At 42.3% G+C, this 15,827-nt stretch carries 11 protein-coding genes; 2 read left to right on the forward strand and 9 right to left on the reverse strand.

Annotated features, from left to right (window positions below; all coding sequences use genetic code 11):
- Positions 1–72: 72 nt before the first annotated feature.
- Positions 73–2,967 (reverse strand): valine--tRNA ligase, encoded by a 2,895-nt coding sequence (locus ACN6OV_RS04685; RefSeq protein ID WP_427950097.1) that lies wholly within the window; start codon positions 2,965–2,967, stop codon positions 73–75.
- 184 nt (positions 2,968–3,151) lie between these two features.
- Here ACN6OV_RS04685 and ACN6OV_RS04690 point away from each other — a divergent pair, with 184 nt between their 5' ends.
- Both ACN6OV_RS04690 and ACN6OV_RS04695 read left to right on the forward strand, forming a co-directional pair.
- Positions 3,152–3,820 (forward strand): hypothetical protein, encoded by a 669-nt coding sequence (locus ACN6OV_RS04690; protein ID WP_427950100.1) that lies wholly within the window; start codon positions 3,152–3,154, stop codon positions 3,818–3,820.
- Positions 3,821–3,833: 13 nt separating this feature from the next.
- Positions 3,834–4,640 carry an SDR family NAD(P)-dependent oxidoreductase gene (locus ACN6OV_RS04695; protein ID WP_427950102.1) on the forward strand — a complete coding sequence of 269 codons (807 nt, stop codon included), beginning with the start codon at positions 3,834–3,836 and terminating at the stop codon, positions 4,638–4,640.
- A gap of 72 nt (positions 4,641–4,712) precedes the next feature.
- Here ACN6OV_RS04695 and ACN6OV_RS04700 read toward each other — a convergent pair whose 3' ends face one another.
- The 8 genes from ACN6OV_RS04700 to sdsA form a co-directional block, all read right to left on the reverse strand.
- Positions 4,713–5,147 (reverse strand): YbjQ family protein, encoded by a 435-nt coding sequence (locus tag ACN6OV_RS04700; protein WP_427950104.1) that lies wholly within the window; start codon positions 5,145–5,147, stop codon positions 4,713–4,715.
- A 3-nt stretch (positions 5,148–5,150) separates the two neighbouring features.
- Positions 5,151–5,507: a YbjQ family protein gene (locus ACN6OV_RS04705; RefSeq protein WP_427950107.1), complete on the reverse strand. Its 357-nt coding sequence runs from the start codon at positions 5,505–5,507 to the stop codon at positions 5,151–5,153.
- Between the two features lie 145 nt (positions 5,508–5,652).
- Entirely contained in the window at positions 5,653–7,104 is a 1,452-nt protein-coding gene (gene adeK, locus ACN6OV_RS04710; protein WP_427950126.1) for a multidrug efflux RND transporter AdeIJK outer membrane channel subunit AdeK, read from the reverse strand.
- Positions 7,104–10,283: an efflux RND transporter permease subunit gene (locus tag ACN6OV_RS04715; protein WP_427950110.1), complete on the reverse strand. Its 3,180-nt coding sequence runs from the start codon at positions 10,281–10,283 to the stop codon at positions 7,104–7,106. The genes adeK and ACN6OV_RS04715 overlap by 1 nt, the downstream gene beginning before the upstream one ends.
- 12 nt (positions 10,284–10,295) lie before the next feature.
- Positions 10,296–11,558, reverse strand: a complete 1,263-nt coding sequence (locus ACN6OV_RS04720) for an efflux RND transporter periplasmic adaptor subunit (RefSeq protein WP_427950113.1) — start codon at positions 11,556–11,558, stop codon at positions 10,296–10,298.
- A gap of 42 nt (positions 11,559–11,600) precedes the next feature.
- Positions 11,601–12,197 carry a phosphatase PAP2 family protein gene (locus ACN6OV_RS04725; protein WP_427950116.1) on the reverse strand — a complete coding sequence of 199 codons (597 nt, stop codon included), beginning with the start codon at positions 12,195–12,197 and terminating at the stop codon, positions 11,601–11,603.
- Between the two features lie 153 nt (positions 12,198–12,350).
- A complete protein-coding gene (locus ACN6OV_RS04730; RefSeq protein ID WP_427950118.1) occupies positions 12,351–14,402 on the reverse strand; it encodes a site-specific recombinase in 2,052 nt (683 codons plus the stop codon).
- Between the two features lie 30 nt (positions 14,403–14,432).
- Positions 14,433–15,410, reverse strand: a complete 978-nt coding sequence (gene sdsA, locus ACN6OV_RS04735; protein WP_427950121.1) for an All-trans-nonaprenyl-diphosphate synthase — start codon at positions 15,408–15,410, stop codon at positions 14,433–14,435.
- Positions 15,411–15,827 lie beyond the last annotated feature (417 nt).

Genomic DNA, 15,827 nt, shown 5'->3' on the forward strand with positions numbered 1-15,827 from the left:
TTTTTAACTTTTAAATCCTTAACTGACTGGCATTACCTCAAAAGAGGGGGATTTTTTAATCAAATTACAGCATTAAAGCGCTGCAATCTGCTCCATATTCGCTTTAATTTTCGCTAACTGGTCAGCAAACTCAGCAAGCTTCACTTTTTCGCCTTCAACCACAGCAGCAGGTGCTTTCGCTACGAAACCTTCATTGCCAAGTTTAGTGGCAATTTGGTCATGCTGTTTTTGAACCTTGTCGAAGTCTTTTTGTAGACGACCCAATTCCGCTTTAGGATCAATCAAACCCTTCATTGGAACGAATACAGACACATGACCGACTACAGATGAAGAAGACAATGGCGGTTGCTCGCCATCAGCAAGGAAGGTAATGCTTTCAACTTTTGCTAATGCTTTAAACAACGGTTCAATACGCGAAATCTGTGTTTTTTCAGCATCAGTGGTGTTTTGAAGAAGTACAGGCAACAAACGAGCATTACCTAGACCCATCTCACCACGGATGTTACGCACCGCACCAATCAAACCTTGAAGCCATTGCATATCGGCTTCAGCTTGTTCATTGATTTTCGCTTCATCAGCAACAGGGTACTGTGCCAACATGATTGTTTCGCCCGAAATGTTTAACTTCGGTGCAAGTGTTTGCCAGATTTCTTCAGTCAAATACGGCATGATCGGGTGAGCCAAACGTAAAGATGCTTCCATTACCGCTAACAATACACGACGTACTTCAGCCTTACGCTCTTCAGACACGTTTTCATCATTCAGAACAGGTTTCGTCAGTTCGACATACCAGTCACAGTATTCATTCCAAATGAACTCGTAAATTGCTTGCGCAGCCAAGTCTAAACGGTAGGTTGCAAAGGCTTGCTGAACAGCAAGTTCAGCTTTTTGCAGACGGCTGACGATCCATTGCTCAGGCAATTCCCAAAGGTCTTGACGAACTTCAGTACCAATCGTTTGACCTTCAATGTTCATCATCACGAAACGGGTAGCGTTCCAGATTTTGTTGGCAAAGTTACGGTAGCCTTCAACACGTTTCATATCGAACTTAATGTCACGGCCTGTATTGGCAAGCGCACAGAAAGTGAAACGAACCGCATCTGTACCGTAAGATTGAATCCCTTCAGGGAATTCTTTACGGGTTGATTTTTCAATCTTCGATGCTTGTTTCGGGTTCATTAAACCAGTAGTACGTTTTTGTACTAAAGTTTCAAGGTCCACACCGTCAATCAAGTCGAGTGGGTCAAGCACGTTCCCCTTAGATTTAGACATTTTTTGACCTTCACCATCACGTACCAAACCATGTACATACACAGTTTTAAACGGAACTTGTGGTGTACCATCTTCATTTTTCATGAAGTGCATGGTCATCATGATCATGCGGGCAACCCAGAAGAAGATGATGTCAAAACCAGTCACCAATACATCAGTCGGGTGGAAAGTATTTAAGAAATAGTTTTCTTTATCTTTCGCCGCATCGCCAGTCCAACCTAAAGTTGAGAACGTCCAAAGACCTGATGAGAACCATGTATCCAATACGTCTTCATCTTGATTCAACTGAATATCAGCAGGGATGTTGTGTTTTGCACGAACTTCCGCTTCGTCACGACCCACAAATACGTTGCCATCTACGTCGTACCAAGCAGGAATACGGTGACCCCACCACAATTGACGTGAAATACACCAGTCTTGAATGTTGTTCATCCAAGCCATGTACATGTTGCTGTATTGCTCAGGGACGAATTTGATCTCGCCATCTTTAACCGCTTTAATTGCAGGCTCAGCCAACGGTGCAATTTTTACATACCATTGGTCTGTTAAAAGTGGCTCAACGATCACGCCTGAACGGTCACCGCGAGGTGGTTTAAGCGTATATGGTTGAATTTGGTCTAACCAGCCTTCAGATTCAGCTTGTTCAACCAATTTTTTACGTGCAGCAAAACGTTCTAGACCGACATATTCCGCAGGTGCAGCAATGGTTTTAGAAATTTGCTCACCGGCTTTTGCGATATATTCAAACTCAGCCAGCACTTCAGCATTTTTGTTGAAGATGTTGATGATAGGCAATTCACAGCGTTTACCTACTTCATAGTCATTGAAGTCGTGTGCAGGGGTGATTTTTACACAGCCTGTACCGAATTCTTTGTCTACATATTCGTCTTTAACGATTGCAACAGCACGGCCGGTAATTGGTAGGATAATATTTTTACCCACCAAGTCCGCATAACGCTCATCATCAAGTGCAACTGCAACGGCTGTATCACCTAACAATGTTTCAGGACGAGTTGTCGCAACAACAATGTGATCTTTGCCATCGTGAGTACGCAGTGATTTATCTTCAAAGAAATATTTGAAGTGCCACAATGAACCTGCTTCTTCTTTATCAGACTCAACTTCTAAGTCAGACAGGGCAGTTTGCAGTTTTGGATCCCAGTTAACCAGACGTTTACCACGGTAGATCAAGCCTTCTTCATGCAATTTTACAAACACTTCTTTAACCGCGTTTGAAAGACCTCCATCCATGGTGAAGCGTTCACGCGACCAGTCTACAGATGAACCAAGACGACGAATTTGACGGGTAATGTTGCCACCAGATTGTTCTTTCCATTCCCAGACTTTTTCAATGAATTTTTCACGGCCAAGGTCATGACGGCTGATGCCTTCTGCACCGAGTTGACGTTCAACCACCATCTGCGTTGCGATACCCGCATGGTCTGTACCCGGTTGCCATAAGGTATTTTTACCTGACATACGGTTGTAGCGCGTCAAGGCATCCATAATGGCGTTGTTAAAACCATGACCCATGTGCAAGCTACCGGTGACGTTTGGTGGCGGAATCATAATACAGAATGAATCACCTTTTTGAGATGGCTTGAAGTAGCCTCGCTCTTCCCAAGTGTTGTACCATTTTTTCTCGATCTCGGTAGGATCGTAGGTTGTAGCAATATTTTGCGCTGAATCAGTCATAGTCTAAACAGATCAAAAGTAGATGAAAAATTAGATCTATTGTAGCAAAAAAAAATGTGGATTAGGGATGTTGGATGAATGTAAACTTTTGACAATTGGCAGTCTCTAAAAGACCCCGTATGATAAGACTGAAGATAAGAACGAACCATTGATCCCAAAACTAAGATAAAAGGAGCAATATTAAATGACTTATTCGATTTCTTTAAAAATTAAGCCTGAAACGTATTTGTGTTTTGAATCGATTTATCAAAAATTGAATGCAGGGGAAACAGAAAGCCAGTCGAAGGCGCTCGGAGAAAACCTAGCCGATATTGCCTGTGAAATTTTAGATCAGGTGTTTGGTCAATTGGCACGTTTAAATAAAACCGGGGATAACGAATCTGAAAAAATTATTCAACAGATTCGGGAAACAACGCAAAAATATATGCCATGGTCCGTTTCATTTTTTGGCAATGATCGTCTTAAGCCGATGGTGAATTATTTGTATGAACGTTTCTATGATCAAAATGGTCAGCATTTTATGAATTACCCGATTGATACGGCATTGGCTGCTGAATTGTTGGGTTGTGTCGATCAGATGAAAGAAGGAAATGATCAATGTGTTTCACCGGCACTCAAAGCCTTTACCCAAGTGGTCGATACTGGGGTGACGCATTTGGTGCGTGAACCGAAAAAAATGCTGAAATGTAATGTGGTGGTGGACAAGACTTTAAATGGCGTGATTAATCTCACCACTCAATTGGGGTATAAGCGCTTTGATAAATTAGGAAAAATTTATGATGCACCTGCGATGAGTCAGTATTTTGATCATTTCATGTTATTTTTAAATCAAAAACCGATACCTAAAAATTAAGGACAGAAGCAACATGGCAAGGAATGAAAATTTAGAGGGGAAAGTGGTCTGGATCACAGGAGCTTCTTCTGGATTAGGCGAAGCTTTGGCGAAAGAATTTGCCTTGCAAGGAGCGCAAGTGGTTTTAAGCGCACGTCGCTTTGAAGAACTGGAAAAAGTTCGTGTATCTTTGCTGCATCCAGATCAACATATTTCAATTTGTGCCGACATTACCGATGAAACGCAAGTTCGCCATGCTTATGAACAAGTACTTGAGCAAAAAGGGCGGATTGACTGGTTAATTAACAATGCGGGGTTGAGTCAGCGCGCTCTCATTGCAGATACCACGATGCAAACTGAACGTGCCATTATGGAAGTAGATTATTTCTCTCAGGTGTTTTTGACCAAGACCGTGTTGCCAACGTTTATTCAGCAAAAATCCGGACATATTGCTTTTGTCTCGAGTGTGGCGGGTTTATTGGGGACGCAATACCGTGCGTCTTATTCTGCTGCCAAAGCGGCAATTCATATGTGGGCCAATAGTCTGCGTGCCGAAATGGCAGAACAGGGTGTCGGGGTTTCGGTGATTTTCCCGGGCTTTATCAAAACCAATGTGTCATTTAATGCCTTAAATGGTGCAGGTAAACCACAAGGCTATCAGGATGAAGCTATTGAAAATGGACTAGAAGCTGATGAGTTTGCTGAAATTGTGGTGAGATCGTTACAACGCGGTGAAGAATATATTGTGGTTGGTGGAGCGAAAGAAAAACTGGGTGTGCTGGTTTCACGATTATCGCCAAAAACACTGTATAAGATGATTCGTAAAATGAAAGTGAAATAGGTTTTTCATCTAGGCATGGTTTAAAGTCACTCTAATGCTATGAACTTAGAGTGACTTGATTTTTTTTGGTTTTTATTGATAGATCGCCGTGCCATAGGCAAAAACTTCAATCATACCGCCTTGCATACCGAGTTCAGTTGTACTTAGGCGAAGCCCCATAATTTGAGTTGCGCCCATTTTTTCAGCTTCTTGCTTTAAACGTACTACGGCTTCACGTCGAGCACGTTCAACGATACTTTCATAACTGCTTAAACGGCCACCCAGAAAGTTTTGAATATTGGCAATCACATACTTAAAATAATCATGTGAAATCACCACATTGCTTGAAATCAAGTGCCCCGGACGGTCGGTGGTTTTAAAGCGATTATTATCGATCCGAATATGAGATAAACGTTTTTCTTGTGCTTCCAATTCTTTTAAATGTTTTTGTTCGGCATGACGACCGAAACCCCAACCAATACAAAAGAGCACTATAAAGATCAGGACTTTAAAAATAAAAGCGTCCATAACTTAGCCTTGAGTCGGAAATGGATCTGGAATTGCCTGTTGTGCATTTTCTACACGTACTGCAGTGCCATATACAAACAGCTCAGAAGCACCTTGTGCAATATTCGAGGTTGAAAAACGAATACCGACAATCGCATTTGCGCCTAAGCCACGTGCTTTATTAATCATCCGGCTCATGGCTTCTTGGCGAGATTCTTCAAGCAGTTCGGTATAGCCCTTGAGTTCACCACCCACAATATTTTTCAGTCCAGCCATAAAGTCACGGCCAACATGTTTACTCCGTACCGTACTGCCATACACCACATCGAGTTGTTGAGTAATGGTGTGGCCTGGCACAGATTCAAGATTACTTAAAAGCATTTTTAGTTATCAATAGAAAAAAGGTGAGTTGAAGATAGGAAAGTTCACCTAAAAAAGCAATATTTTCATTTTGCTCTCAATTTCTTTTAAACAAAAAAAAGCCCACCGAGGTGAGCTTTCTTGCATGAACTTTTAAGTTATTAACTTATTTTGCAGCGTCTGCTTTACGTTCAGCAGTGGACGGTTGATATTGAACTGCATCTGACGTATTGGCTTTAATACCGCCACCCAGTGTTTTGTATAATTCCACTTGGTTGTTTAAGTTTGCTTGTTCAAGCAACAATAAACCTTGCTCAGCAGCATAAGATGCGCGCTGTGCATCCAATACGGTTAAGTAACTATCAATACCTGCGCGGAAGCGAGCATTTGAAAGTTTATAGGTGGTATTGGTGGCATCGACTAAACGGCGCTGCGCAGCAAGACGGTCGCCAATGTTTTGACGCACAGCTAGAGCATCATTCACTTCACGGAACGCAGATTGAACTGATTTTTCATAATCAGACAATGCAATTTTTTGATCCGTTTCAGAGATTTTGATGTTGGCTTTACGTGTGCCCCAGTCAAAGATAGGAATATCTAAGCTTGGACCTGCAGACCAGACAAAGTTGCCTGATTTAAATAAATCGCCCAGATCTGTGGATGCATAGCCCGCAGAACCAGTCAGACTGATGGTCGGGAACAGACGTGCTTTTGCTGCACCAATGTTCGCACCCGCAGCAGACAGTTTATATTCCGCAGCACGTACATCAGGACGGTTATTTAACAAGTCACTTGGAATACCAGAACCAATGGCTTTGGTTGAAGTAATCCGGCTGACCTGCTGCACAGGCAATAAGTTTGCAGGCACTTGTTGACCGACCAGCAGATTCAAGAAGTTCTGTGCTTGTGCGATTTGCGTTTTGTAGTTGGCAACATCGTTACGCGCTGTTTCGACAGAAATCTGAGCCTGACGTACAGGAACTTCGCTGTCGATACCGACATCAAAACGTTTTTTGTTCAGATTGTAAGATTCAAGCTGAGCTTTTAACGTTTGGTCTGCCAGTTTTAAATTGGCATTGGCATAAGCATAGTTCAACCATGCTTGCGCAACTTGACCAATCAAGGCGATTTGAGTCGCATCGCGCGCACTCGCAGTTGCAAGATAGCTATCTAAAGCATTGTCTTTTAGGCTGCGTACGCGACCCCAAAAATCAAGCTCATATGCTGTAACACCTAAACCTACGTTATAAGTTGTCATAGGTTTAGAATTTATGGTGTCTTGGCGAAGTACGCTACCACTTGCGCCAATCGTTGGCAATTGGCCATTGGCAGTGATTTGGTACTGTTGCTGAGCACGTTCAATATTCAATGCTGCTGTGCGTAAGTCACGGTTATTGGTTAATGCAAGGTCAAGAACTTGTACCAGACGTTGGTCAGCAAAGAAATCTTTATATCCCTGTTCAGCCACTGAAGTGCCAGAAGCACTTGCAGCATAGCTGTCTGGAATATTGGTCTGAACAACCGGCTCTGGACCACGCATGCTTTGGCAGGCAGCCAAAGCAAGCGCAAGTGAAGAAACCGCAATGCTACGACCTGCAATAGACCATACATTTTGCATCACGATAAATGCTCCTGATTATTTTGTGTTTTAGGTTTGTATTTGAAAATACTACGAATCCATACAAAGAACACAGGAATGAAGAAAATCCCAAGCAATGTAGAACTAATTACACCACCCAGTACACCATAACCTACAGAGTGCTGGCTACCTGCGCCTGCACCACTTGCTAGTGCGAGTGGCAGTACACCGAAACCAAATGCCAATGTTGTCATGATAATTGGACGTAAACGCATTTTCGATGCATGCAGTGTTGCTTCAAATAGATCTTCACCTTTTTCTTGCAATTCTTTCGCAAACTCTACAATCAAGATCGCATTTTTTGCAGACAAACCGATGACCGCAATAATCGCCACTTGGAAGTAAATATTGTTTGAAAGGTTTGGATCGCCAGAAAGTACCATACCCAACCAAGTTAGGCCCATAGCACCGACAATACCCAAAGGTACAACCAGTAATACTGAGAATGGAATTGACCAGCTTTCATAAAGAGCCGCAAGACACAAGAAGACGATTAAGAGTGAAAGCGCATACAAGAATGGTGCTTGATCGCCAGACTCACGTTCTTCTAAAGATAAACCTGTCCATTCATAGTCAAAGCCTTGTAAGCCCATAGATGGTAGTTTTGCAACAATTTCTTCCATGGCTAACATCGCATCACCCGAACTTGTACCCGGTGCAGGTGAGCCTTGAATGTTCATTGAAGCGATACCGTTATAACGCTCTAAACGCGGTGAACCATAAGTCCATTGTCCAGTTGCGAAACTAGAGAAAGGAATCATTTCACCTTTGTTGTTACGTACATACCACTTGTTCAAATCTTCAGGCATCATACGTGCATTGGCTTCGCCCTGAACGTAGACTTTCTTCACACGGCCACGGTCAATAAAGTCGTTGATATACGAACCACCCCAAGCCATGCTCATAGTGGAGTTAATATCAGCAATACTGACACCCATTGCTCCAGCTTGTGCCTGATCAATACTGATCTGGTACTGCGGAGTATCTTCTTGACCATTTGGACGGACACCCGCAAGACGTTCGTCTTTTGCTGCCATACCTAAGATCGCATTACGTGCTGCAAGAAGTTGTTCGTGGCTTTGACCTGCTGCAGCTTTTAACTGGAAGTTAAAGCCTGCAGTAACACCTAATTCAGGCATTGCTGGTAATTGTAATGGCATCACGTACGAAGCATCTTTTGCAATCATATTGAGTGCCATACCACGTTTAATGATCTCACCAATTTTTTGCTCAGCTGTTGTACGATCTTTCCAGTCTTTTAACTGAATAAATGCTAAGCCGGCGTTTTGCCCAACCCCAGTAAATGAGAAGCCTGAAACACTAAATACAGATTCAACGCTGTCTTTCTCGTTCTGCAAGAAGTAGTTGGTCATGGTTTCAACGACTTTATCGGTACGATCTAGCGTTGCATTTGGTGGCAATTGCACCAATGTCATCACTACACCTTGGTCTTCTTCTGGAAGGAATGAAGACGGCAGTATTTTAAACAGAACGACAAGTACACCAATGACTGCAGCATAAACAATTCCTGAGAAAAATTTATGATGTGTCATGAAGTTAACACCGCCTTTATATTTTTCAGCAGTGCGGTCAAAAGCATGGTTAAACCAACGGAAGAAGCGTGCAAAAATATTATTGCTCTGCTCTTTATTTGGATCATGCTGTTTCAGAATGGTTGCACAAAGTGCAGGGGTAAAGGTTAAAGCAACGATCAATGACAGAATCATGGCAGTAACAAGTGTGATGGAGAACTGACGGTAAATCACCCCAGTGGTTCCACCGAAGAATGCCATCGGTACGAATACGGCTGTCAAGACTGAGGTGATCCCGATTAGTGCACCTGAAATCTGTTTCATAGAGATTTCTGTTGCTTCTACAGGTTCGAGGTGATCCTCTACCATCACACGTTCAACGTTCTCCACGACCACGATTGCATCATCGACCAGCAAACCAATTGCCAGAACCATGGCGAACATAGTCAGTGTGTTGATTGAGAAGCCAAAAACGTTGATTACGGCAAATGTACCAAGTACAACCACAGGTACGGCCATGGTTGGAATGATGGTTGCGCGCCAGTTCTGTAAGAATAAGAACATGACCAAGAAAACTAAAATGACAGCTTCAACTAAGGTTTTAACTACACTTTCAATTGAGAGTTTAATAAATGGCGTTGTATCAAATGCCAATTTATCTTTCATGCCCTCAGGGTAGTTTTTACGTAGTTCTACCATGCGCGCTTCAACAGCTTGTGCTGTATCTAAAGCATTAGCACCCGTTGCCAGTTTAATTGCAATACCGCCCGCAGGCTTACCATTAAATTTAGAGTCAAATTGGTAGTTATCTGCACCAAGCTCTACACGAGCCACATCACCAATGCGAACTTGTGCACCGTCAGCCGTGTTTTTTAGGAAAATGTTTTTAAACTGTTCAGGGGTTTGCAACATGCTTTGTGCATTGACGGTCGCATTCAGTACCTGACCTTCAATCGATGGCGCACCACCGAGCTGACCTACAGCAACTTGTGAGTTTTGTGCACGAATCGCAGTTGCAACATCACTTGGGGTTAAGCCAAGACTGGTCAATTTTGCAGGGTCAACCCAAATACGCATGGCATAAGAGCCACCAAATACTTGAACTTCACCCACACCCGCAACACGGCTTAAAGGTTCAGAAATATTTGAGTTTACATAGTCTTTAATGTCATTTGCAGAGAGTGAACTATCTGGAGAATAGAACGCTAAAACTTGTAAGAAGCTCGCACCAGACTTGGTCACTTTCACACCTTGACGTTGTACGTCTTCAGGTAAAAGCGCAGTCGCAGATTGTAACTTGTTCTGCACTTGAACTTGGGCGATATCTGGATCGATCCCTTGTTCAAAGTTTAATTGGATAGATGCCTGACCGTTAGCCGCACTGTTTGACGAGATATAACGTAAGCCATCTAGACCATTCATTTGTTGTTCGATGATCTGAGTCACTGTGTTTTCTACAGTTGAGGCAGATGCACCCGGATAAGTTGCAGAAATTGTAACCGTTGGCGGAGCAATGGTCGGATACTGCGCAATTGGCATTTTTGTCAGCGTGAGTATACCCGCCAACATAATAACCAATGCAATCACCCACGCAAAAATGGGGCGATGAATAAAGAATTGAGCCATCTAGTCTACTCCTTATGCGTTTGAAGTAGCTTTTTGTTCAGTTTTTGGAGCTGCTTGTTCTGCGGCTTTACCTTGCTCTTTTGCAGCAGGTTGCTGAGCACCTTGTGGCGCAGCTGCTTGAGGTTGGTAAGGTTTAGCAACAACTTGTTGTTCTGGTTTAACTTTCGCCACACCTTCAATAACCACTTTATCGCCAGTATTTAAACCTTGAGTCACAATCCAGTCTGCACCTTGAGTACCTACAGTCGTAATTGGACGCGATTCAATAACACCTTTCGCATTCACGATCATTGCGATTGCTTGACCTGTAGGCAGACGCGTAATCGCAGCTTGCGGAATCAAGTACGCATTCGGAATCACGCCTTGCACAATACGTGCATTGGCAAACATACCTGGAAGCAATAAATGGTTCGGGTTAGCAAATACTGCACGTAGTGTTACCGTACCTGTATCAGGGTTCACACTGGCATCAGAGAATGCTAAACGACCTTCAATTGGGTATTCGCTACCATCTTCAAGGCGTAGTTTCACTTTAGTATTGTTACTGCTGTCCAAACTACCTTTGCTTAACTGTTGACGTAAACGCAGAAGTTCAGCACTTGACTGGTTAATATCCACATACATTGGGTCAAGACGTTGAATCGTTACCAATGGATCAGCTTGACTCGCTGTGACTAACGCACCAGCAGTGACTGTTGAACGGTTGGTTTGACCTGAAATAGGTGCACGTACAGTTGAATAACCTAAGTTAATTTCTGCATTTTTAAGTTCTGCCTGAGATGCAGCAACGTCTGCTTCAGCCAGTTTTACTTGCGCAACGATATCGTCATATTCTTGTTTAGAAATCGCATTTGATCCCACAAGCTGGCGGTAACGACCTTCTTTAACACGTAACACGTTTAAGTTTGCCTGTTGACGTGTTAAAGCAGCACGAGCACTGTCAGCCGAAGCACGATTGGTACGTGAGTCGATTTCATAAAGTGCTTGTCCTTCACGAACATAGCTACCTTCAGCAAAAAGGCGTTTCAATACTACGCCGCTGGTTTGTGGACGAACTTCAGAAATTTCATAGGCAGATGTACGGCCAGAAAGTTCAACAGATTGTTCAACGCTTTGCGGTTGAGCAACAATAACACCAACTTCTGTTGGTGGCATTTTTTGTGCAGCAGCAGCTTGCTGTGCATCTTTAGGATCTTTGCTACAACCAACAAGTGCAATACTTGTTGCTAATGCGCAAGCAGTTAGGGCAGGTGCCCAAAGCTTTGCAGACATCATTGTTCCACCTCAATTAGATTTTTATCTAAATTATTCATTTGTTTACGGCTTACTGGATTTGATGTAGGCCAAATAAAGTAGCGCGATCCAAATAAAACTTATGCTCCAACCGGATAAGACATCTGACGGAAAATGTACACCAACATAAACCCTTGATATTCCCATACTGAGCATCCAGATGAATGCTAATAAAGTAATGAGTTTATGTCGTGCATGCTGTCGGTAAATCAATATCATCAGACAACCCAGCGCCGCAGCATAACAACTATGTGCGCTTGGAAAAGAACTCCCGTAAGATGCTACAAGATGATAAATTTCCGGTGGACGTGGTCTGATGAAAGTAAATTTAAGCAGCCATGCAAAACTTATACTTCCGAAGATCCCTATACTGATAAAAACAATTTCTATGTATTTTTTATACCACGCTAGGTATAAACACCAGAGTGAGGTTAAAAATAATACAAAAGGCATGCCGCCTAGCACTGAAAGCCCGATGGCGATTTGATTAAAAATAGCAAAGCGGTGCTGACTCATCCACTCAACTGAAGTTAAATCGAACTGATTAAACTGCGCTGAATTTAAAGACAACACACTGATAATTAATACAAAACAACCAACAAGCAGCAACATTCGTGGCATGCTTAGTTCCTTGTCATTTTAACCGGTTTGAGCTCGGTTAATTAATGGTTCAAAGTGTACTCATCAGTACACTTTATTTCAAGTCTGTGTAAATTATGCCAATTTTATTTTTTGTATCTGTGAACAACTTACTAAAATAAAACAACAAATTTTTCAATGACTATTTTTGTTGCTCTGAGAGCCATCTTCGACTTCAAGCGGGGTTTTCGGTGGCCAAAAAAAGTCACTTGGTCGTGTCAGAAAATGCGTCATTACCAGTTTTGCCAAAGGTTTCCATTGTTCAAATCTTACGCGACGTGCACGTAAAGCTACAATAATAGTTAACGTGAAACTGACGAATAAGTTGGTCAGGCCAATCAAGATAACCCCTAAAAATGACACGATGATTAAGCCAATATCTGGTGCATCATTGATTGTGAGTAAACCTTGAATAAAATTCGCAGAAGCAAAAGCAATATGACGGATATCGAGTGGTAGCCCCAAAATATATCCCACGGTTCCCATACTGCCGAGCATGATCCCAAAGAGAAAATTACCCGCCAAAGCTCCTAAATTACGTTCGATATAGGCAGCAAACGTATCTAAACGCGCTTGCCCCAAGAGATTTTTAAGTTTGCGATGTGCTTGAATACGTGGCCCAACTTTCCGATAAACCGCCATATTGTCAAAATAACCCGCAATTAAACCTGATAAAAATAAGCAAACCCCCGCAATTGCGGCATGTGGTATAGCAAGGGAGGTGAATGGATTAAGATCATGTAAGGTTTTTGCGGCTTTGACATGATTCAGGAGTGGTTCATGCAGTAGCATCTCCCAGCCGATTGTAATCAGCGCGGCAACCGGAATCGCAATGCTAATATTGCCCAGAATGGCAATAAACTGAGTTCTAATAATGTTAATAATTAATGCTGCAAGCTCAGCAATTTGCGCCATTTTCGAGCCTTTACGGTGCTGAACCGTAGAAGCCAAAGCAGCGGCAGTCATGGCAGGTTGTTTGGTGGCTACGGTAAAATGCAATACATGGATCAGTATAAAGCCCAAAGAGTAATTCAGGCTATATGAAATGGCTTGCATTAAAGGGGCCATGGAAACACGTACCATAAGTATTTTCAGGGTTGCCATACAGGCAATGATCACCCCTGCACCCGCAGCAGAGCGATACATGCTCAGAAAGCCAGACTGATCTGTACTTACATAATGTTCACCAGTTTTACTGGCATTTTCGGTGACTTGTAGGGCGACGAGTTCACTGTTGGTTGCCAGTAAGTCACGCACACTACGTTCACTGTAAATGGCATAAGTGACATCGCTGAGTAGATTTCCCATCGAAACATAACGAAGATCATTTTCTTCAACGATTAAATTCAGCAAAATTTCAAGTCGATCTAAACATTGTTCGAGTAAAGACAGCAAATAGGTCAGACTGACACTGACGCCAATACGTTTGGTGGCACGAAGAATTTTATGTACCACATCTCGACATTGCTCCAGCATCACTAGGGCTTGTGATGCATCTGGTGGCAGAACCGCACTCATTTGTTCTGCATTTTGATGCAGTTTTTTATATTGCTGTATGAACTCGTTGATCTCACGATTCTGTACTAGAAAGGGAGATTCATATTCGGTGAGTTCAGGTTGGGCATTAATAAATTCAGGATAAAGACCAATTCCACTAATCCGGTAAGACAGCACCGTAATCGCTTTAATTAACTCACGGCGAATCTGCTTTTTTTCATCCTGATTGCTGTGTCCCTGATTAAACAGCCGAAAGAGCTGAATCCATTGCTGCTCATCAATATTGTCGAGCCAGTATTTGTCATTATGACGGTGAAAAACACGGTGGACTAAGTCTTGCAGTTGAGTTTCATCGTTGATTAACGGCAAAAAATGCGCACCTAAACGCTGAAATAATTGACTCCAAAAACCATCTAAAGACAAAATACCGGTATCGGCATACAGACTGGTTTGCTTATATTTACTGATAAGTTTTAGGACGAAGCTTTGAAGTGTGGATGCTGCATCCGGCGTAATTAAGAGTGCCTGAATGAAAGCTTGAAATTTATTTTTAATTTCATCCGTATTTTTAGTGTCCTCCGGACGTATACGGTTAACCAGCTCAATTAATAAGTTGTCATCCAGCACAGCGCGTGGAGTATCGAGCTGTTGCTGCATGGTCGAAAATAAATCATGAAGTTTTATATGCATAGGCAAGGGGGATTACGATGAATCTTGATTTTATTGAATTCGATGTAATGCCAAGTTCGCAAGATTGATTAAGGCCTGACGATATTCTGTGTCAGGCAAAGTATTTAAAGCTTCAATGGCAGCTTGGGTTTCTTCGGTTGCACGTTGGCTGCAATAATCGAGAGCACCTGAACTTTGAACAATGTGAATCACGCGCTCTAGATCAGCCGTACCACCTGTAGCAATACTGCGGCGGATAATTTCGTGTTCTTCACCCGTTGTATTCTTTAATGCAGAGATTAAAGGTAAAGTCGGTTTACCTTCCATTAAATCATCACCAATATTTTTACCTAATGTTTCAGCATCAGAGGTGTAATCTAAAATATCGTCAATGATTTGAAATGCATTGCCGAAGTGTCCCGCAAACTTACGCAATGGTTCACGGAACTCTGGCTTACCAGTTAAAATCGCTGCACCTTCGGTGGCCAATTCAAACAGGCGAGATGTTTTGCCGTGAATAATATCTAAATAAGTTTGTTCAGATGTTTCTGGTTGATGCTGTGATTGCAGTTGAAGAACTTCACCTTCTGCAATTTCACAAGTCCCTGTAGAGAAATCTTTGAGCAACACCATGTTGTCTAAATCGACCAACAAATCAAAAGCACGTGAAATCAGGAAGTCACCAACCAAAACTGCAGTTTGGTTATTCCATGTTGCATTGGCCGTTGGACGACCACGGCGTAAGCCTGATTCATCGACTACATCATCATGTACTAACGTTGCAGTATGTAACATTTCAATGATGGCAGCGAGTTTGCGGTGTTTTTCGAGGTCATCGGCACCACAGGCTTTTGCTGCAAGTAAGCACATAATTGGACGCATGCGTTTACCGCCAGCTTCTACCACATGTTTACTGACCGCCATGACTAAGGCAATTTTAGAAGTAATCCCTTCATTAATGAATTTGTCCATCGCAGCAAAGTCAGTTGCAACAGGCGCGAGAATATCTTGCTTAAAGTCGATGGTCATATGAAGAAAAACCTCAATAATATTTAAATTACGGCTGTAGTGTAGCAATTTGTTATATCAAAAACAGACAACAAGTAGCTCTATTGGCTTAATCTTAAGTGATTTTTTTCATCAAGCGCTAGGTGAGAGGCGAATATTTAATCTGATCTTCGACTCGAACGATATTTTTAGCATCTAGCGACTTGCTGAGGTCTAGTATAGTAGCGAATTGTATCTAAAAATCTATTTCAATTTACTTAAAGTTTTGAGAATCACGATGTTTTAAAAGCCTTAACTTAAGCTGTTTATAAAATATACGCGTGATAAACTAATATTTTGCCGAAATGGCTTGTTGTTTTTATGGTTATCCCTTAAAATCTCTGCCTTTGTGAAACCCCAGTGACGATCGTTTTAAGATCGGTATATCCCTTTACCGGC

This window comes from Acinetobacter sp., assembly GCF_050285345.1.
GTDB lineage: Bacteria > Pseudomonadota > Gammaproteobacteria > Pseudomonadales > Moraxellaceae > Acinetobacter.

Excerpts from the sequence above, each read along its gene's own strand:
- ACN6OV_RS04700 (WP_427950104.1), bottom strand. The coding sequence starts at position 5,147 with ATGGACGCTTTTATTTTTAAAGTCCTGATCTTTATAGTGCTCTTTTGT.
- ACN6OV_RS04725 (WP_427950116.1), bottom strand. The coding sequence starts at position 12,197 with ATGCCACGAATGTTGCTGCTTGTTGGTTGTTTTGTATTAATTATCAGT.
- ACN6OV_RS04730 (WP_427950118.1), bottom strand. The coding sequence starts at position 14,402 with ATGCATATAAAACTTCATGATTTATTTTCGACCATGCAGCAACAGCTC.
- ACN6OV_RS04720 (WP_427950113.1), bottom strand. The coding sequence starts at position 11,558 with ATGATGTCTGCAAAGCTTTGGGCACCTGCCCTAACTGCTTGCGCATTA.
- sdsA (WP_427950121.1), bottom strand. The coding sequence starts at position 15,410 with ATGACCATCGACTTTAAGCAAGATATTCTCGCGCCTGTTGCAACTGAC.
- ACN6OV_RS04715 (WP_427950110.1), bottom strand. The coding sequence starts at position 10,283 with ATGGCTCAATTCTTTATTCATCGCCCCATTTTTGCGTGGGTGATTGCA.
- ACN6OV_RS04695 (WP_427950102.1), top strand. The coding sequence starts at position 3,834 with ATGGCAAGGAATGAAAATTTAGAGGGGAAAGTGGTCTGGATCACAGGA.
- ACN6OV_RS04685 (WP_427950097.1), bottom strand. The coding sequence starts at position 2,967 with ATGACTGATTCAGCGCAAAATATTGCTACAACCTACGATCCTACCGAG.
- ACN6OV_RS04705 (WP_427950107.1), bottom strand. The coding sequence starts at position 5,507 with ATGCTTTTAAGTAATCTTGAATCTGTGCCAGGCCACACCATTACTCAA.
- adeK (WP_427950126.1), bottom strand. The coding sequence starts at position 7,104 with ATGCAAAATGTATGGTCTATTGCAGGTCGTAGCATTGCGGTTTCTTCA.
- ACN6OV_RS04690 (WP_427950100.1), top strand. The coding sequence starts at position 3,152 with ATGACTTATTCGATTTCTTTAAAAATTAAGCCTGAAACGTATTTGTGT.